The 18,247-nt window shown below is 72.7% G+C and carries 15 protein-coding genes; 11 read left to right on the forward strand and 4 right to left on the reverse strand.

Annotated features, from left to right (window positions below):
* Window positions 1–182: 182 nt before the first annotated feature.
* Window positions 183–797, forward strand: coding sequence for a helix-turn-helix domain-containing protein (locus ACY34J_RS11975; RefSeq protein ID WP_462728287.1), 615 nt, complete (start codon window positions 183–185; stop codon window positions 795–797).
* A gap of 72 nt (window positions 798–869) precedes the next feature.
* On the forward strand, window positions 870–2,303 hold the full coding sequence (locus ACY34J_RS11980) for an NAD(P)/FAD-dependent oxidoreductase (protein ID WP_462728288.1): 1,434 nt from the start codon (window positions 870–872) through the stop codon (window positions 2,301–2,303).
* 62 nt (window positions 2,304–2,365) lie between these two features.
* Here ACY34J_RS11980 and ACY34J_RS11985 read toward each other — a convergent pair whose 3' ends face one another.
* Both ACY34J_RS11985 and ACY34J_RS11990 read right to left on the reverse strand, forming a co-directional pair.
* Entirely contained in the window at window positions 2,366–3,202 is an 837-nt protein-coding gene (locus ACY34J_RS11985; protein WP_462728289.1) for a DUF3097 domain-containing protein, read from the reverse strand.
* A 251-nt stretch (window positions 3,203–3,453) separates the two neighbouring features.
* The gene (locus ACY34J_RS11990; RefSeq protein ID WP_462728290.1) at window positions 3,454–4,185 is read right to left on the reverse strand and encodes an MBL fold metallo-hydrolase; all 732 of its coding nucleotides are present in this window, start codon (window positions 4,183–4,185) and stop codon (window positions 3,454–3,456) included.
* A gap of 185 nt (window positions 4,186–4,370) precedes the next feature.
* Here ACY34J_RS11990 and hrcA point away from each other — a divergent pair, with 185 nt between their 5' ends.
* From hrcA to ACY34J_RS12015, 5 genes are all read left to right on the forward strand, one after another.
* On the forward strand, window positions 4,371–5,387 hold the full coding sequence (gene hrcA, locus ACY34J_RS11995) for a heat-inducible transcriptional repressor HrcA (protein ID WP_462728291.1): 1,017 nt from the start codon (window positions 4,371–4,373) through the stop codon (window positions 5,385–5,387).
* On the forward strand, window positions 5,388–6,524 hold the full coding sequence (gene dnaJ, locus ACY34J_RS12000) for a molecular chaperone DnaJ (protein ID WP_462728292.1): 1,137 nt from the start codon (window positions 5,388–5,390) through the stop codon (window positions 6,522–6,524). It begins immediately after the preceding gene.
* A 319-nt stretch (window positions 6,525–6,843) separates the two neighbouring features.
* Window positions 6,844–7,917 carry a nitronate monooxygenase gene (locus tag ACY34J_RS12005; RefSeq protein ID WP_462728293.1) on the forward strand — a complete coding sequence of 358 codons (1,074 nt, stop codon included), beginning with the start codon at window positions 6,844–6,846 and terminating at the stop codon, window positions 7,915–7,917.
* Entirely contained in the window at window positions 7,914–8,660 is a 747-nt protein-coding gene (locus tag ACY34J_RS12010; RefSeq protein WP_462728294.1) for a 16S rRNA (uracil(1498)-N(3))-methyltransferase, read from the forward strand. Before ACY34J_RS12005 ends, ACY34J_RS12010 begins: the two co-directional genes overlap by 4 nt.
* 17 nt (window positions 8,661–8,677) lie before the next feature.
* Window positions 8,678–9,160 carry a GYD domain-containing protein gene (locus ACY34J_RS12015; RefSeq protein WP_462728295.1) on the forward strand — a complete coding sequence of 161 codons (483 nt, stop codon included), beginning with the start codon at window positions 8,678–8,680 and terminating at the stop codon, window positions 9,158–9,160.
* 98 nt (window positions 9,161–9,258) lie between these two features.
* On the opposite strand, the gene hemC is transcribed toward ACY34J_RS12015, so the two are convergent.
* A complete protein-coding gene (gene hemC / locus ACY34J_RS12020; RefSeq protein ID WP_462728296.1) occupies window positions 9,259–10,194 on the reverse strand; it encodes a hydroxymethylbilane synthase in 936 nt (311 codons plus the stop codon).
* Window positions 10,195–10,583: 389 nt separating this feature from the next.
* On the opposite strand from hemC, the gene ACY34J_RS12025 reads away from it, so the two are divergent.
* The 3 genes from ACY34J_RS12025 (at window position 10,584) to ACY34J_RS12035 (ending at window position 15,474) form a co-directional block, all read left to right on the forward strand.
* Window positions 10,584–13,916: a S41 family peptidase gene (locus ACY34J_RS12025; protein ID WP_462728297.1), complete on the forward strand. Its 3,333-nt coding sequence runs from the start codon at window positions 10,584–10,586 to the stop codon at window positions 13,914–13,916.
* Between the two features lie 215 nt (window positions 13,917–14,131).
* Window positions 14,132–14,491: a histidine triad nucleotide-binding protein gene (locus ACY34J_RS12030; protein WP_462728298.1), complete on the forward strand. Its 360-nt coding sequence runs from the start codon at window positions 14,132–14,134 to the stop codon at window positions 14,489–14,491.
* 62 nt (window positions 14,492–14,553) lie between these two features.
* The gene (locus tag ACY34J_RS12035) at window positions 14,554–15,474 is read left to right on the forward strand and encodes a ribonuclease Z (protein ID WP_462728299.1); all 921 of its coding nucleotides are present in this window, start codon (window positions 14,554–14,556) and stop codon (window positions 15,472–15,474) included.
* Window positions 15,475–15,501: 27 nt separating this feature from the next.
* On the opposite strand, the gene ACY34J_RS12040 is transcribed toward ACY34J_RS12035, so the two are convergent.
* The gene (locus tag ACY34J_RS12040) at window positions 15,502–16,827 is read right to left on the reverse strand and encodes a 6-phospho-beta-glucosidase (protein WP_462728330.1); all 1,326 of its coding nucleotides are present in this window, start codon (window positions 16,825–16,827) and stop codon (window positions 15,502–15,504) included.
* 288 nt (window positions 16,828–17,115) lie between these two features.
* Between ACY34J_RS12040 and ACY34J_RS12045 the strand changes: the two genes are divergently transcribed.
* Window positions 17,116–18,198: a carbohydrate kinase family protein gene (locus ACY34J_RS12045; protein ID WP_462728331.1), complete on the forward strand. Its 1,083-nt coding sequence runs from the start codon at window positions 17,116–17,118 to the stop codon at window positions 18,196–18,198.
* The last annotated feature ends 49 nt before the right edge of the window (window positions 18,199–18,247 follow it).

Below are 18,247 nucleotides of genomic sequence, written 5' to 3' on the forward strand. Positions count from 1 at the left end.
GGCAACGCAGCAGATGGCCGTGCCAGGGCGGCGAGCGGGGCAAACCCTGGCTGACGCGGCACTGGGACAACGCCCAACCCCGATTCCTTGCCGCACGGGGGTTGAGGCCGCTCAGGCGCCTGTGTACGTTCCCTTCACCCCTACTGAACACATTGTTCAGTCGAGACGGAGGCGGCGGCGTCATGGAGTCTGGTACATCCGGCATACGTCCCGAACCGGAGCCCGAAGCGGTGGAGGAGTTCCGCCTGGGCGCCACGATCCGGGCCTACCGGACCATGCGCCGGATGACGCTCCGGAGCCTCGCGCACGAGGCGGGGGCCAGCCCGAGCTTCATCAGCCAGCTCGAACGCGGCCGTACGAGCGTGAGCGTCGGCATGCTGCGGCGCATCGCCGGGGCGCTCGGCATCACGGTCGCGGATCTGTTCGCCGAGGACGGCGCCGTCGGCCATCGCGTCCTCCGCCGGGCGAACCGCCCTGAGCTGCGCGCGGGTCCGGGCACCCGCAAGTACCTCATCTCGCCGCGGCCCCTGCAGAACCTCGAGGTGTACGGCGGGGAGCTCGACCCCGGCGCCTCGACCGGTGACCAGCCCTACGCCCATGGCGACTGCCAGGAGATCTTCCTGGTGCTCCGCGGCCACGTCGTCCTCTGGCTCGGGCCCGCCGAATCCGCCGAGCGCCATGAACTCGGCCCCGGCGACAGCATCGAGTACCGCACCTCGACGGCCCACCGCATCGCGAACGAGGGCCCGGACCCCGCCGAAGTGCTGTGGATCATCAGCCCGCCCACGCCGGACTGACGCCCCGCCAGCGTACGTCCCATCTCACCGACTCGCACCCACTCGCACCGACCGGCTGTGGAGGCCGTTCCCATGAGCCCGAAGACCCCTCAGAAGGCCCCGCTCACCGACGACTTCAGCAACGGCGGGATCTCCTTCTGGTACCGCGGCATCGGCACCCCCGAGCGCCGGGCGGCCCTCCCCGGCTCCCGCGACTACGACGTGGCGATCGTCGGCGGCGGTTACACCGGCCTGTGGACCGCGTACTACCTGAAGAAGGACCAGCCGGATCTGCGGATCGCCGTGCTGGAGCGGGAGTTCGCCGGTTTCGGCGCCTCCGGGCGCAACGGCGGCTGGCTCTACCACGGCTTCGCCGGATCCCGGGAACGCTATGCCGCACTGCACGGCCGACAGGCGGTGGTCGACATGCAGAAGGCCATGTTCCGGGCCATCGACGAGGTCATCGAGGTCGCGCGGACCGAGGGGATCGAGGCCGACATCCACAAGGGCGGCATGCTGCGCGTCGCCACCAACGCAGCCCAGCGCCGCAGGCTGCTCGCCGATGTCGACACCCAGCGCGGCTGGGGCTTCGACGAGGCGGATCTGCGGCTGCTGGAGGCCGGGGAGCGGGAGGAGCGGGTACGGGTCGCCGGGGCCCTGGACGCGGCATGGACCCCGCACGCCGCGCGTATCCAGCCCGCCGGGCTCGCCGTCGGCCTGGCCCGTGCCGTGGCCGCGCTGGGCGTGGACATCTTCGAGGACACCGCCGTCACGGAGATCCGTCCGCGTTCGGGAGACGGCAAGGCCGCCGCGGTGACCGCGCTGGGCACCGTGACCGCCGACTGTGTGATCCGCGCGACCGAGGGGTTCACCGCGAGCATCACCGGCCAGCGCCGCCAGTGGCTGCCGATGAACAGCTCGATGATCGTCACCGAGCCGCTGCCGGAGGAGGTGTGGGAGCGGATCGGGTGGCGGAACCGGGAGGTGCTGGGCGACGAGGCCCACGCGTACATCTACGCCCAGCGCACCGCCGACGGCAGGATCGCGATCGGTGGCCGTGGAGTGCCATACCGCTACGGTTCGGGGACCGACAGCCATGGCGCCACCCAGGCGCAGACCGTGGACGCGCTGTGGCGCATCCTCGCCGCCCTCTTCCCGCCCGCCGCGGACGCGGCCATCCAGCACGCGTGGTGCGGCGTCCTGGGCGTGCCCCGGGACTGGTGCTCCACCGTGCACGTCGACCACGCATCGGGCCTCGGCTGGGCCGGTGGGTACGTGGGCAGTGGGGTGACCACGGCCAATCTGGCCGGCCGGACGCTGCGCGACCTCGTACTGCGGCGGGACACCGAGCTGACCGGCCTGCCGTGGGTGGGGCGCCGGGTGCGGCCCTGGGAGCCGGAGCCGCTGCGGTGGACCGGCGTGCAGCTGATCTACTCGCTGTTCCGCGCCGCCGACCGCCGTGAGAGCGGCGGGCTGGCCCGCACCTCGGCGTACGCCCGGCTCGCCGACACGATCTCCGGGCGCTGAGGCGCGCATCTTCTCCTCGCACACCCGCCCCAGAGAATGGGGCGGGTGTGCGGCTCACGGCTCTACAGGGCCGCCGCCGTCACATGGTCGATCAGGTGCTCCACCGCGCCGAGCAGCGCCGGCTGCAGGTCCTTGTAGCTGCGGACGGAGCCAAGGATCCGCTGCCAGGCCGCGCCGGTGTTCTCCGGCCAGCCCAGGGCCCGGCACACGCCCGTCTTCCAGTCTTCGCCGCGCGGGACGGCGGGCCAGGCCGGAATGCCCACAGACGACGGCTTCACAGCCTCCCAGACGTCGATGTACGGGTGACCGACCACCAGCACGTGTTCGCCCGTGACCTCGGCGGCGATCCGGGACTCCTTCGAGCCGGGCACCAGGTGGTCCACCAGGACGCCCAGGCGCGCGTCCGGTCCCGGGGCGAACCGGCGGACGATCGTGGGCAGGTCGTCGATCCCCTCCAGGTACTCGACGACAACCCCCTCGATGCGCAGATCGTCGCCCCAGACCCGCTCCACCAGCTCCGCGTCGTGCCGCCCCTCGACATAGATGCGCCCCGCGCGCGCGACTCTCGCACGCGCCCCCGGGACGGCGATCGAGCCGGAGGCTGTACGGGCTGGGCCGGCCGACCCACCCGCGGGGCGCGCCGAGGGGCGTACGAGCGTCACCACGCGCCCCTCCAGCAGAAAGCCGCGCGGCTCCATCGGGAACACCCGGTGCTTGCCGAAGCGGTCCTCCAGGGTCACCGTCGGCCCCTGCGCCGTCTTCTCGCAGCGGACCACCGCCCCGCAGAAGCCGGTCGTGACCTCCTCCACCACCAGATCCGGCTCGGCCGGGACCTCCGGGACGGGCTTCGGCTTCTTCCACGGCGGCGTGAGATCCGGCCCGTACTGTCTGCTGCGCACCCGCCCCTCCTTCTGTTGACTCGCCTCCGGGCTCCCCCTGGGGGAGTGCCCCCACGACAGCTGCGCTCCGCTCGTTCCCCCCTCGCTGCACTGGGTCTCTCCCCCTGGGGGCACTCCCCCAGCTACCGCTGGGGGTACCCCCACCCGGGCCGTCAGGACTCAGGGGGACCAACGCTGGGAGGTGCCCCAGCTTTCGATACCGGCGCCCTTCGGTCCGCCCGCCCGACGATAGAAGAATCGCCTGGTCATGGCTACGACACGCCGAAGCGGGCCGCCAGCTCCTCGCGCTGCGCGCGGACGAATCGGGCATCTACCACCGCCCCGTGCCCCGGCACGTACAGCGCGTCCTCGCCGCCCAGCTCCAGCAGCCGGTCCAGCGCCGCCGGCCACTGGCCCGGGACCGCGTCCGGACCGGCCTGCGGCTCGCCCGACTCCTCCACAAGATCGCCACAGAACACGACGCTCGGAGCCTGGCCCCGTCCCGGCATCAGCACCGCCAGATCGTGCCCGCTGTGGCCCGGCCCGACGTTCACCAGCACCGCCTGGCGCCCCCCGCCCAGGTCCACCACGACATCCCCGGACACCAAGTGCTGCGGCCGTACGAGCAGATCGGCCGCCTCGGCAGCCTCCTCCCGGTCCATGCCGTGCCGTACGGCGTCGTCCCGCAGCGCCTCGCGCCCGCCGGCGAGCAGGACGTCCATCCCGACCGCCCCGTACACCCGTACACCGGCGAACGCGGCCGCGCCGAGCACATGGTCGAAGTGCGCGTGTGTGAGTGCGAGATGGGTCACTCGGCGGCCGGTCAGCTCGTGCGCCTGCCGCCGGAGCTCGGCGCCCTCGCGCAGCGATGCGCCGGCGTCCACCATGAGGACGGCCGACGGGCCGTGGGCCAGCCCCGCGGTCGCGTCCCAGCGGGGGAGGCGGCGTCGCCCGACACCCGGCGCGAGCTGCTCCCACCCCGCCTCTTCCCAAGTGCGGTCCATACGGCGACGCTAGTCCCAACGAGGGGAGTTGTGCCCAACGACCGGTACCGTTGCCCGCTGCGAGAGGCGGGCCGCCCTTGCCGGTGTTATACGGAACAGCCGTACACTGGGCCCGGGAAAGCTGGCACTCGCACGCACAGAGTGCCAGGGAGCGATCGAACGAACCACAGCTGGAGGTGCGCCGCATGCTCAGTGAACGCAGGCTCGAGGTGCTGCGCGCCATCGTCCAGGACTACGTGGGCACGGAGGAGCCGGTCGGCTCCAAGGCGCTCACCGAGCGGCACGGCCTCGGCGTCTCCCCGGCCACTGTGCGTAACGACATGGCCGTCCTGGAGGACGAGGGCTACATCGCCCAGCCCCACACCAGCGCGGGCCGCATCCCCACGGACAAGGGCTACCGGCTGTTCGTCGACCGGCTGGCGGGCGTCAAGCCGCTCTCGCCGGCCGAGCGGCGCGCCATCCAGAACTTCCTGGACGGGGCCGTCGACCTGGACGATGTGGTGGCCCGTACGGTCCGGCTGCTCGCCCAGCTCACCCGGCAGGTGGCCGTCGTGCAGTACCCGTCCCTGACGCGCTCGACGGTGCGCCATGTCGAGCTGCTCGCGCTCGCCCCGGCCCGGATCATGCTGGTGCTGATCACGGACACCGGGCGGGTCGAGCAGCGGATGGTGGACTGCCCCGCGCCCGTGGGCGAGACCTCGCTCGCCGACCTGCGGGCCCGGCTCAACAGCCGAGTCGTCGGGCGGCGCTTCACCGACGTGCCCAGACTTGTACAGGATCTGCCCGAGGCCTTCGAGAACGAGGACCGGCCGACCGTCCAGACTGTCCTCGCGACGCTGCTGGAGACACTGGTCGAGGAGACCGAGGAGCGGCTGATGATCGGCGGTACCGCCAATCTCACCCGCTTCGCGCACGACTTCCCGCTGACCATCCGACCGGTGCTGGAAGCGCTGGAGGAGCAGGTGGTGCTCCTCAAGCTGCTGGGGGAGGCCAAGGATTCGGGTATGACGGTACGAATCGGGCATGAGAATGCTCACGAAGGGCTGAACTCCACGTCCGTCGTCGCGGTGGGCTACGGTTCGGGCGACGAGGCAGTTGCCAAACTCGGCGTGGTCGGCCCGACCCGCATGGACTACCCCGGAACGATGGGAGCGGTACGCGCAGTGGCACGTTACGTCGGACAGATCCTGGCGGAGTCGTAAGTGGCCACGGACTACTACGCCGTCCTCGGCGTGCGACGCGACGCCGGACAGGACGAGATCAAGAAGGCGTTCCGCCGTCTTGCGCGCGAGCTGCACCCGGACGTCAACCCGGACCCGAAGACGCAAGAGCGCTTCAAGGAGATCAACGCGGCCTACGAGGTCCTCTCCGACCCGCAGAAGAAGCAGGTCTACGACCTCGGCGGCGATCCGCTGTCCGGCGCGGCCGCCGGTGGCGGCGCGGGCGGCTTCGGCGCCGGCTTCGGCAACTTCTCCGACATCATGGACGCCTTCTTCGGCACCGCATCGCAGCGCGGTCCGAGGTCCCGTACGCGGCGCGGCCAGGACGCGATGATCCGGCTGGACATCGAGCTGGACGAGGCCGCCTTCGGTACGACGAAGGACATCCAGGTCGACACGGCCATCGTCTGCACCACGTGCAGCGGCGAAGGCGCGGCTCCGGGGACCTCGGCGCAGACGTGTGACATGTGCCGTGGCCGCGGTGAGGTGTCCCAGGTGACCCGGTCCTTCCTGGGCCAGGTCATGACCTCGCGGCCGTGCCCGCAGTGCCAGGGCTTCGGCACGGTGGTGCCGACGCCGTGCCCGGAGTGCGCGGGCGACGGGCGCGTACGGTCGCGGCGCACGCTGACCGTCAAGATCCCGGCGGGCGTCGACAACGGCACCCGCATCCAGCTCGCGGGCGAGGGCGAGGTCGGCCCGGGCGGCGGCCCGGCCGGCGACCTGTACGTCGAGATCCACGAGCTGCCGCACCCGGCGTTCCAGCGGCGCGGTGACGACCTGCACTGCACGGTCACCATCCCGATGACCGCGGCGGCGCTCGGCACGAAGGTCCCGCTGGAGACGCTGGACGGGCTGGAGGAGGTCGACATCCGGCCCGGCACGCAGTCCGGACAGTCGATCCCGCTGCACCAGCGCGGCATCACGCATCTGCGCGGCGGCGGGCGCGGCGATCTGGTGGTGCACGTCGAGGTGCAGACGCCGACGAAGCTCGACCCGCAGCAGGAGGACCTGCTGCGGCAGCTGGCCACGCTGCGCGGTGAGGAGCGGCCGATGGGCCAGTTCCAGCCGGGCCAGCAGGGCCTGTTCTCGAGGCTGAAGGACGCGTTCAACGGCCGCTAGTCCCGTACTTCGCAGGTCACCGGAAAGGTTCGCCGCAGCGGCCTCTCGGCGTCCGGTCTCGACCGAGCCGGATCGGGACCGCTATCGCCGTTACGGTCCCGATCGGCGAGTGATCAGCTGCGACCACTTGATCTTCACGATCGGGTGACCTGCGAAGTCCGGGGCCAGTCGGTTGGCGGCAGGCTCCGCCAGGGGTTTCGCCTGGGGTTGCCCCAGCCCGGGGGTACCCCCAGCGGTAGTCCCCCTGGGCCTGGCGGGCCCGGGTGGTGCCCCCAGGGGGAGGAACGACGGCCCACAGCCGCGTGACACCATGTGTGTCATGCCCTCCGCACTCAGCGATCTCTGCCGGTACCCGATCGTGCAGGCCCCCATGGCCGGCGGCGCATCCTGCCCCGAACTCGCCGCCGCCGTGTCCGAGGCGGGCGGCCTCGGCTTCCTCGCCGCCGGGTACAAGACGACGGACGCCATGTACCAGGAGATCAAGGAGCTGCGCGGGCTGACCGACCGCCCCTTCGGCGTGAACCTCTTCATGCCGCAGTCCTCCGCCGCCGACCCGGCCGCCGTGCAGGTCTACCGCGAGCAGCTGGCGGACGAGGCGGCCTGGTACAACACCCAGCTCTGCGATGTGAACGGCAGCACCGACGACGCGTACGAGGCCAAGATCGCGATCCTCCTCGACGACCCGGTGCCCGTGGTGTCCTTCACCTTCGGCTGCCCCTCCCGTGCCGTCTTCGACGCCTTCGCCAAGGCCGGCACCGTCACCGTCGTGACCGTCACCTCGCCCGCCGAGGCGCGGGCCGCCCAGTGGTCCGGTGCCGACGCCGTCTGCGTCCAGGGCATCGAGGCCGGCGGCCACCAGGGCACCCACCGCGACGATCCGTACGCCGACGGCGCAGCGGTCGGCCTGCTGACGCTGATCCCGCAGGTCCGCGACGCCGTGCAGCTGCCGATCATCGCCGCCGGCGGGCTGATGCGGGGCGCGCAGATCGCGGGCGTACTGGCGGCGGGCGCGGTCGCCGCGCAGCTGGGCACGGCGTTCCTGGTCACCCCGGAGTCCGGCGCGGTCGCCCTCCACAAGCAGGCCATGACCGATCCGCTGTTCACGCACACCGAGCTCACCCGGGCCTTCTCCGGCCGCCCTGCCCGCGGGCTGGTCAACCGCTTCATGCGCGAGCACGGCCCGTATGCCCCGGCCGCCTATCCGCAGGTCCACTACCTGACCGCCGGGCTGCGCAAGGCGGCGGCAGCGGCCGGAGACCCGCAGGCCATGGCGCTGTGGGCGGGACAGGGGCACCGGATGGCCCGCCAGCTGCCGGCCGGGCGCCTGGTGGAGGTGCTGGCCGCCGAACTCGACGCGGCACGCGCCGCGTTGGCGCAGGGATCCGGGTCGTGACCGCGCCGGTTTTCCTCGTCGACTACTCCCTGGCAGGGGCTGCTCCCGGAGCGACCCTCACCCTGGACGGGCCGGAGGGCCGCCACGCCGTCTCCGTACGCCGCATGCGGGCCGGCGAGGAGATCGTGCTGACCGACGGCGCCGGCACGGGCGCGTACGGCACCGTGGCGGCCGTCGAGGGCAAGGACCGGCTGGAGGTCGCGGTCACCGGGCTGCGTACGGAACCGGCCCCCCAGCCCCGTATCACGGTGGTCCAGGCCCTGCCGAAGGGCGACCGCGGCGAACTCGCCGTCGAGACCATGACCGAGACCGGCGTCGACGCCATCGTGCCGTGGGCGGCGGCCCGCTGCGTCACCCAGTGGAAGGGCGAGCGGGGGCTGAGGTCCCTGGGCAAGTGGCGCGCGACGGCCCGGGAGGCGGGCAAGCAGTCCCGCCGACTGCGATTCCCCGAGGTCGCCGACGTGATGACGATGCGTCAGGTGGCGGAGCTGCTGGCGGCGGTCCCCTTCGCCGCCGTCCTCCACGAGGAGGGCAGCGAGCCGCTGGCCACCGCGCAACTCCCGGCCGAGGGGGACATCGTGCTCGTCGTGGGTCCGGAAGGCGGCGTCTCCCCAGAGGAGTTGACCGCCTTCACCGAGGTGGGCGCGAAGCCGTACCGCCTGGGCCCGAGCGTCCTGCGTACGTCGACGGCGGGTACGGCCGCTGCGGCGCTCGTCCTGGGCCGTACGGGCCGCTGGGCCTGACGGTCTCCCTCGCCGCCGTGGCGGCCCGTACCGCCCGTGGCCTGCTGATGAGTCCGGGACGCACGCTCCGCGATTGGCGGAGTGGCCGGGCCCCGGTCACGATTGAAGTGGATATTTCGGGCGGCGGGCTGCGTCGGCAGCCGCTGCCACAGCCGTCGGCGATCGGAGCGAGAACGATGCCGAAGTACCTCATCCAGGCCACCTACGCTGCCGAGGGCGCCAAGGGGCTGCTGCAGGAGGGCGGCACCGGGCGCCGGAAGGCGGTCGACGCCATGGTCGGCAGCCTGGGTGGCACCGTCGAAGCCATGTACTTCACCTACGGTGAGAACGACGTGCTGATGATCGTCGACTTTCCCGACCATGTCTCCATGGCTGCGGTCAGCATGGCGGCGAAGGCCAGCGGTGCAGTGCAGAAAACCCAATCGACTCCGCTGCTCACGGTCGAGGAGCTCGACGAGGCCACCCGGAAGAAGCCCGCATTCCGTCCGCCCGGCGCATGATCGCGCCGACTCCGTGAGTGCGTCCGGCGGCCCGCCTTCGGGCGCCCCGGCACATCCGTGGGTGCCGCCCGCGCGGTCCAGCCGGCAGCGGCCGCAGCTCAGTGAGCGATGCTGTCGATCAGCTCACGTGCGCCCTGCCGGAGCAGGGCGACGGCCACAGAGGTGCCGAGCGTCGCCGGATCGAGCGGACCCGCCCACTCGTGCGCGTCGAGCACCGTCTTGCCGTCCGGGGTGAAGACGCGGGCGCGCAGCGACAGCCCGCCGTTGCGCTCGGCTCGGGCGTACCCGGCGATCGGCGAGTTGCAGTGGCCCTGGAGGACGTGGAGGAACATCCGCTCGGCAGTGGCCTCCCGGAAAGCGGCGGGGTCACCGAGGCCGCTCACCGCGTCGATCGTGGCCGTGTCGTCCTCCCGGCACTGCAGGGCCAGGATTCCGGCGCCGATCGGGGGACACATGGTCTCCACCGACAGGATCTCGGTGATGGCGTCGGTACGGCCGATGCGCTCCAGTCCGGAGACCGCCAGGAGCAGCGCGTCGGCTTCGCCCGCCGCCAGCTTTTCCAGGCGGCGGTTGGCGTTGCCGCGCATCGGTACGCACTCCAGGTGCTCATGAGAGGCGGCGAGCTGGGCGATCCTGCGCACCGATGACGTGCCGATCCGGGTACCGGGGGGCAGCTCGTCCAGGGTGCGGCCGCCGGGATGCACCAACGCATCGCGGATGTCGTCGCGCTTGAGGAACGCCGCGAAGGTCGTGCCGGCGGGGAGGGGCCGGTCAGCGGGCACATCCTTCACGCAGTGCACGGCGAGATCCGCCTTCCCGGCGAGCAGGGCGGCATCGACCTCCTTGGTGAACGCGCCCTTCCCACCCAGCTTCGCGAGATCACCCATCCACCGGTCGCCGGACGTGGTGACGGGGACGACCTCGGTGCGAATCCCGGGGTGCAGCGCGGCCAGCTCGGTGCGGACGCGCTCCACCTGGGCCAGGGCCATGGGGGAGGAGCGGGAGACGATGCGGATCAGCTCAGGGACGGACATGGCATACACGATAGAGCGTCAGATACCCGGAACTGCCGTCAGCCTCGATGCTCATCCGATCAGGCTGGTCGGCGGGTTGGGACTCTTCGCGATCTCGTGGGAACGGCCGTTGTCAGTGGCCGGTGCCACACTCGGCCAAGGAGGAAGAACCCGGGGGAGGAACGCAGATGACCGAGTCCCAACCGCCGTATGGCCAGGTGGAAATCCGTGAGGCCGGGGTCCAAGTCCGCCCCTCCCCGGTCGATTCGGGCGGCATAGAGCACGTCGTCCTCGTCCTCGACCATTGATCGCGGCAGTGGATGTGCGGCCTGTGCACCGGGGGCGTACGCGGTCGGCGAACTGCCGAAACCCCTGGTCGGTCCGCGTGCCGCGTGCATAGGGTTGCCGACGTGACGCAGCCTTCGTACCTCCGGTTTCCGCACCCGCACGGCGAGTTGATCGCCTTCACCGCCGAGGACGACGTCTGGGCGGCGCCGATCGACGGCAGCGGCCGTGCCTGGCGGGTCAGTGCCGACAACATGCCCGTCTGTCACCCGCGCATCTCGCCGGACGGGCGGCACATCGCCTGGACCTCGACCCGGGACGGCGCGCCCGAGGTGCATGTCGCCCCGGTCGACGGCGGAAGCTCCAGACGGCTGACGTACTGGGGCGGCCTCAAGACCTCCGTGCGCGGCTGGACCCCGGACGGCGAGATCGTGGCCATCAGCGCTCATGGGCAGCCGTCCCTGCGCCGCACCTGGGCGTATGCCGTCCCGCTCGACGGCGGCCCGGCCCGTACGCTCCCGTACGGCCCGGTCGGCGACGTGACGTACGGCCCGAACGGAGCCGTGCTGCTGCTGTCCGCCACCATGGGCTGCGAGGCCGCCGCCTGGAAGCGCTACCGCGGCGGCACCGCCGGCAAGCTGTGGATCGGCCCCGAGGGAGACGGGCAGTTCGAGCGGCTGCACGCCGGCCTCGACGGCAACATCGAGTACCCGCTGTGGGTGGGCGGGGGCCACCCTGCCGAGGGCCGGGGGCGGACAGCCTTCCTCTCGGACCACGAGGGCGTCGGCGCGCTCTACTCCTCACTGCCCGACGGCTCCGATCTGCGCCGCCACAGTCCCCTTGGGGGCACCTCCCAGACGGAGTCCGGGGGAAGCTTCTATGCCCGCCACGCCGCCACTGACGGCACCCGCGTCGCCTACGTCTCAGCCGGTGAACTGTGGCTGCTGGACGACCTGGACGCCGCCGAGCCGCGCCGCCTCGACATTCGCCTCGGCGGGCAGCGGGCCGACCTCCAGCCGCATCCCGTACGCGCCGCCGCCCACCTCGGCGACGCCCGCCCCGACCACACCGGGCGCGGCAGCGCGGTCGAGGTCCGCGGCAGCGTCCACTGGGTCACCCACCGCGGCGGCCCGGCCCGCGCGCTGGCCGCGAAGCCGGGGGTACGGACCAGGCTGCCCCGGGTGTTCCGGGCGGACGGTGCCGAGCACGTCGTCTGGGTCACCGATGCCGAGGGCGAGGACGCGCTGGAATTCGCCCCGGCCGCTCAGCCCGACGGACCCGTCCCGCCGGCCGCTGAGGCCGCATCGGGCTCCGCACCGGCACCCGGGTCCGCGCCCCGACGGCTCGCCGCCGGCCGGCTCGGCCGGGTGCTCGACCTCGCCATGGCCCCCAACGGCAGCCGCGCCGCCGTCGCCTCGCACGACGGCCGCGTCCTGCTCGTCGAACGCGAATCCGGCGAGGTACGCGAACTGGCCCGCAGCGAGTACGGCGATGCCGACGGCCTCGTCTTCTCGCCCGACTCCCGCTGGCTCGCCTGGTCCCACCCCGGCCCCGGACCGCTGCGCCAGCTGAAGATCGCCGGCACCGACGAGCCGACCGTCGCCGACGCAACCCCGCTGCGCTTCAACGACTTCTCGCCCGCCTTCACCGCCGACGGCAAGCACCTCGCCTTTCTCTCGGAGCGGGCCTTCGACCCGGTCTACGACGCGCATGTCTTCGACCTCGCGTTCGTCGGCGCCTGCCGCCCGCACCTGATCACCCTCGCCGCGGACACGCCCTCGCCCTTCGGGCCGCAGCGCCACGGCCGCCCCGTCGACCCCAGCAAGTCCGAGGACGAAGGGGAGGAGCAGGACGGAGAGACGCCGGCCACCCGCATCGACTTCGACGGGCTCGGCGACCGCATAGTGCCCTTCCCGGTCGATGCCGCCCGCTACTCCACCCTCCGCGCCGCCGAGAACGGCCTGCTGTGGCTGCGCCACCCGCTGCGCGGCGTCCTCGGCGCCGCTCTCGCCACCCCCGACGCCGACGGGCCTGCCAGCACGCTCGAGCGCTACGACCTGACCCGGCTGCGGGTCGAGGAACTCGCCGCAGACGCCGAGGAGTTCGCGGTCAGCGGCGACGGCAAGCGCGTGCTGCTCGCCTCCGGCGGCAAGCTGCGGGCCGTACCGTCCGACAAGCCCGCTGACGACGAGGACAGCGACGACAGCGTCACCGTCGATCTGTCCCGCGTCCGGCTCACCGTCGATCCGGCCGCCGAATGGCGGCAGATGTACGACGAGGCCGGCCGCCTCATGCGCGACAACTTCTGGCGCCCCGACTTCGGCGGAACCGACTGGGATGCGGTGCTCAACCGCTACCGGCCGGTGCTGGAGCGCCTCGCCACCCACGACGACCTCGTCGATCTGCTGTGGGAGGTCCAGGGCGAGCTGGGCACCTCGCACGCGTACGTCATCCCGCCCGGCGGGTACGGCGACAACTCCCACCGCCAGGGGCTGCTGGGCGCCGACCTCTCCCGCGCCGCGGACGGGACCTGGCGGATCGACCGGATCCTGCCGTCCGAGACCTCCGATCCGGACGCCCGCTCGCCGCTTGCCGCGCCGGGTGCGGCCGTACGGGCCGGGGACGCGATACTCGCCGTGGACGGCCACCCGGTGGACCCGGTGACCGGGCCCGGCCCGCTGCTGGTCGGCGCCGCCGGCAAGCCCGTCGAACTCACCATCCGCACGCAAGCTGCTTCGGGGGCCTCGGATTCCCCGGGCAGCGGGGTACGGCATGCGGTCGTCGTACCCCTCGCCGACGAGGAACCGCTGCGCTACCACGCGTGGGTGGCCGACCGGCGCTCCTACGTCCACGAGCGGTCCGGCGGGCGGCTCGGCTACCTTCACGTGCCCGACATGGTCGGCTCCGGCTGGGCTCAACTCCACCGCGACCTGCGGGTTGAGGTCGCCCGCGAGGGACTGGTCGTCGACCTCCGGGAGAACCGGGGCGGGCACACCTCGCAGCTCGTCGTCGAGAAGCTGGCGCGCCGGATCGTCGGCTGGGACATCCCGCGCGGCATGGCGCCGACGAGCTACCCACTGGATGCGCCGCGCGGGCCGGTCGTCGCCGTCGCCAACGAGTTCTCCGGCTCGGACGGCGACATCGTCAACGCGGCGATCAAGGCGCTGGGGATCGGGCCGGTGGTCGGCACCCGCACATGGGGCGGGGTGGTCGGCATCGACTGGCGCTACAGCCTCGTCGACGGCACGGCTGTCACCCAGCCCAAGTACCCGATCTGGCTGGAGGGTTACGGGTGGGACGTGGAGAACCACGGCGTCGACCCGGACGTCGAGGTCGTGCCCGCCCCGCAGGACTGGGCGTCGGGCCGCGACCCCCAACTGGACGAGGCGATCCGCCTCGCCCTCTCCGCCCTGACCCGCACCCCAGCCAAAACCCCACCCCCCATACCAGGGGCCTAGGCCCAGCCCTGCCGCGTATGTTGCTCCCGCGGACCCGCAGTCGTTGCCAGGCCCACCTGCCGGTGAAGGGGCGGGCGGGAGAATCCCGGCGCGAAGCCCCGGGGCTATGGGCGTCGCAGGCGGCCTCCAGGCCCCCCGGGCCTGGCCCTGGGGCCGCCGAAGGCCGATAGCATCGGGCCATTGATCGACACCGCGTCGCGAAGGAGGCGAGTCAGGTGGCGGGTGAACCGCAGGCCGACTGCCTGTTCTGCAAGATCGCAACAGGGGAGGTCCCGGCAGAGGTCGTGCGTGAGACGGAGACGGTCGTCGCATTCCGCGACATCAACCCGCAGGCGCCCACCCACGTCCTCGTCATCCCCCGGGCCCACTACCCGGACGCCGCCACCCTGGCGGCCGCCGAGCCGCAGCTCACGGCGGACATCCTCCGCGAGGCCGGCGAGGTCGCCGCGCTGGACAAGGTCGACGGCACCGGCTACCGCATCGTGTTCAACACCGGCCCGGGCGCGGGCCAGACCGTCTTCCACGCCCATGCCCACGTGCTCGGCGGCCGCGGCTTCAACTGGCCGCCCGGATAATCCCGGATCACACCGGATACCCGGATCACGGAATCCGGATCAGCGCAAGGAAGTCCCGCACCTTGTCCATACGTGAACTCGTCGTCCTCGGCACCGCCAGCCAGGTGCCCACCCGGCACCGCAACCACAACGGCTATCTGCTGCGCTGGGACGGCGAGGGCATCCTTTTCGACCCCGGCGAGGGCACCCAACGGCAGATGCTGCTCGCCGGCGTCGCCGTGCACGACCTCACCCGGATCTGCGTGACCCACTTCCACGGCGACCACTGCCTCGGGGTGGCCGGGGTGATCCAGCGCATCAACCTCGACCGGGTGCCTCATCCGGTCACCGCGCACTTTCCGGCGAGCGGGCAGCGTTTCTTCAGCCGGCTGCGCTACGCCACCTCCTACCGCGAGACGGTGGGGGTTCACGAGCAGCCGATCATCCTCGAGGGCGTGCTCACCGAAGGCCCTCCCTACCGCCTGGAAGCGCGCAGGCTGTCCCACCCCGTCGAGTCGTTCGGCTACCGCCTCGTCGAGCCGGACGGCCGGCGGATGCTGCCGAAGCGGCTCGCCGCGTACGGGATCCAGGGCCCGGACGTCGGCCGGCTGCAGCGGGACGGCTCGCTGGTCACCGAGGAGCACGGCACCGTCGGCGTTGAGCAGGTCAGCGAGCCGCGGCCGGGGCAGCGCTTCGCCTTCGTCATGGACACCCGTATGTGTGACGGGGTTGAGGCCCTGGCCGAGGGCTGCGACATGATGGTGATCGAGTCCACCTTCCTCGACGCGGACGAGCCGCTGGCCGACGAGTACGGCCATATGACGGCGGGGCAGGCCGCGCGGGTGGCCGCTGGGGCGGGTGTACGGCACCTGGTGCTGACCCACTTCTCGCAGCGGTACTCCGACCCTGCGGACTTCGAGCGCGAGGCGAGGGACGCCGGGTTCGACGGCGAACTGACCATCGCCCGGGACCTGCTGACCGTCCCGTTCCCGAAGCGCCGCTGACCGCACCGACCCCTGAGGGGGCTTGCGTCAGCGGCCCGCCCGGTCCAGGATGCGGGCCGCGACAGCCGGAGAGTCGACCAGCGGGTGCAGGGCCAGGGCGCGGAGCGCCGCCGTACGGGAGCCGGTGACCGCCGCCTCGATCGTGGCCCGCTCCACGGCCTTGAGCTGGAGCATCAGGCCCAGCTCGGCCTCACCCAGAGGGGCGCACGGCAGTGGGCGCGCGCCGTGTGCCCCCACCTCGCACACCGTCTCGACCACCGCGTCCGCAGCCAGCTGCGGCACCGTCCCGCCGCCCCGCACATTGAGGATCAGCCGGGTCGTTCCGCCTCCCGCGATCGCACGCATCAGCGCCAAGGCGACCTGGTCGTACCCGCCGCCCTCCACGTCGCAGGAGTCGCGCTGCCAGCCCCCGGTGGCCGCGCGGCTGTCGGCCATATAGGTCTCCTCGCGCTCCAGCCGGGTGCGTTCCCACAGCTCGTACGCCCGGTCCGGCTGCTCGCCCGCGGCCCGGAAGAAGGCCCTCTGCTGCCGGTCCAGGAACTCGCCGCGGGTGGCCTCGGCGGCCGCGACCGTCGCCAGGGTCTCGCGACGGAAGTAGTAGTAGTGCAGATACTCGTTCGGCAGGCAGCCGAGGGCCCGCAGCCAGTCGGCGCCGAAGAGCTTGCCTTCCTCGAAGGACGACAGCGCGGCCGTGTCCGCCAGCAGCCCGGGCAGCAGCTCGCGGCCGTCCTGAGACAGGCTGCGCAGCCAGCCGAGGTGGTTGAGGCCCACGTAGTCGTACGCGACCCGGTCCGGGTCGGCCCCCGCGGCCCGCGCCGCCCGGCGTACCAGGCCGACCGGTGAGTCGCAGATGCCGATGACGCGCTCGCCCAGCACGTCCGCCATCGCCTCCGTCACCATGCCCGCCGGGTTGGTGAAGTTGATGACCCAGGCGTCGGGCGCGACGGCGGCGACCCGTTCGGCGATCCGCAGGGCGACCGGGATCGTCCGCAGCCCGTACAGCACCCCGCCCGCGCCCACCGTCTCCTGCCCGAGCACGCCCTCGGCCAGCGGAATCCGCTCGTCCTGGACCCGCCCCGCCGTGCCGCCGACCCGGATCGCCGAGAAGACGAAGGCCGCCCCGCGCAGAGCGTCGTCCAGATCGCCCGCGATCCGTACGGCTGGCGCGTCGGGCTCACCGGCCGCCTGCTGGGCCAGGACGGAGGCGATCACGCCGAGCCGCGCCGGGTCGGTGTCGTGCAGGACCAGTTCGGTGCAGCGGCGGCCGGGTGTGCGCCGCCGGGCGTCATCCAGCAGCGCCCGGTGCACCAGCGGCACCCGGAAGCCGCCTCCGCCGAGGACCGTCAGCCGCACCCCGACCCCTCTCCCGCCGTCCGAAACCGTCATCGCGTCCTGCCTGGCGGCAACGTATCGCACCGCAGGTGCTTGGCCTCTCGCGAGCGATGGGAGACAGTGGGGATGACCTGCAGCGATTCAAGCGATTCGGCGGAACGGGAGGGCACCGTGGCACGAGCGAATGGGGAGCCTCCGACGGGCGCCGCCGGCCCGGCGCCCTGGCACGGCGGCGGACAGGGCGAGTGGTTCGCCCCGACGACGCGCCCCTCCGCCACGGCTGGGGCCGGCCCGGCCGCGAGTGTTTCCCTGCTCGATCCGCTCGCCGGGGTGCGCGCACCCGACGATCCGGAGTGCGACGTCTACCTCACCGGCACCGTCTTCCTCGACATCATCTTCACCGGCCTGGACAGCGCTCCGGTGCGCGGCACCGAGTCCTGGGCGCGCGGCATGGGCTCCAGCCCCGGCGGCGTGGCGAACATGGCCACCGCCCTGGCCCGGCTCGGCCTGCGTACCTCGCTCGCCGCCGCTTTCGGCGACGACATGTACGGCGACTACTGCTGGGACGCCCTCGAAAACGGCGAGGGCATCGATCTGGCCCAGTCCCACCGGGTTCCGGGCTGGCACTCCCCGGTCACCGTCTCCATGGCGTACGAGGGCGAGCGCACGATGGTCTCGCACGGCCACGAGGCCCCGCCGCCCGCTGTGCCCGAGCGCGACGCCACCCCTGGGTGCCCGCCGCCCTCCCGTGCCTGCGTCGCCTCCCTCACCCCCGGCCGCGACGAGGACTGGGTCGCCTCCGCCGCCCGCCGCGGCAGCCGCATCTTCGCCGACATCGGCTGGGACGAAACGGGTCGCTGGGAGCTGGACGCCCTGGCCGACCTGGAGCACTGCGAGGCCTTCCTGCCGAACGCCGAGGAGGCGATGCGCTACACCCGCACCGACTGCCCGCGCGCCGCCGCCCGCGCCCTCGCAGACATGGTCCCGGTCGCTGTCGTCACCATGGGCGCGCAGGGCGCGTACGCGGTCGACGGCCGCACCGGCGAGACCGCCGAAGTGCCCGCCATCGAGGTCGACGCGCTGGACCCGACCGGGGCCGGGGACGTCTTCGTCGCCGGATACGTCACCGGCACGCTGGCCGGCTGGCCGCTCGCCGACCGGCTCGCCTTCGCCGGTCTGACCGCCGCCCTGTCGGTGCAGGAGTTCGGCGGCTCCCTCTCCGCCCCCGGCTGGGTGGAGATCGCGGCCTGGTGGCAGCACGTGAAGTCGTACGACGACCAGTCACCTGAGGCGCTGCGGCGGTACGCCTTCCTGGACGAGCTGCTGCCGGCGGCCGCCCGGCCCTGGCCGCTGCGCCGCGCCGTCCCCACGATCGGCTTCCGGCAACGCTGACCGCCGGGCCGGATCCGCCCGCCGTGAGGACAGCCGGGACAACAGCCGG

It is taken from the genome of Streptomyces sp. HSS9-12 (assembly GCF_054963655.1).

Coding starts and splice junctions, on each gene's coding strand:
- ACY34J_RS11975 (WP_462728287.1), top strand. CDS start 183: ATGGAGTCTGGTACATCCGGCATACGTCCCGAACCGGAGCCCGAAGCG.
- ACY34J_RS11980 (WP_462728288.1), top strand. CDS start 870: ATGAGCCCGAAGACCCCTCAGAAGGCCCCGCTCACCGACGACTTCAGC.
- ACY34J_RS11990 (WP_462728290.1), bottom strand. CDS start 4,185: ATGGACCGCACTTGGGAAGAGGCGGGGTGGGAGCAGCTCGCGCCGGGT.
- hrcA (WP_462728291.1), top strand. CDS start 4,371: ATGCTCAGTGAACGCAGGCTCGAGGTGCTGCGCGCCATCGTCCAGGAC.
- ACY34J_RS12005 (WP_462728293.1), top strand. CDS start 6,844: ATGCCCTCCGCACTCAGCGATCTCTGCCGGTACCCGATCGTGCAGGCC.
- hemC (WP_462728296.1), bottom strand. CDS start 10,194: ATGTCCGTCCCTGAGCTGATCCGCATCGTCTCCCGCTCCTCCCCCATG.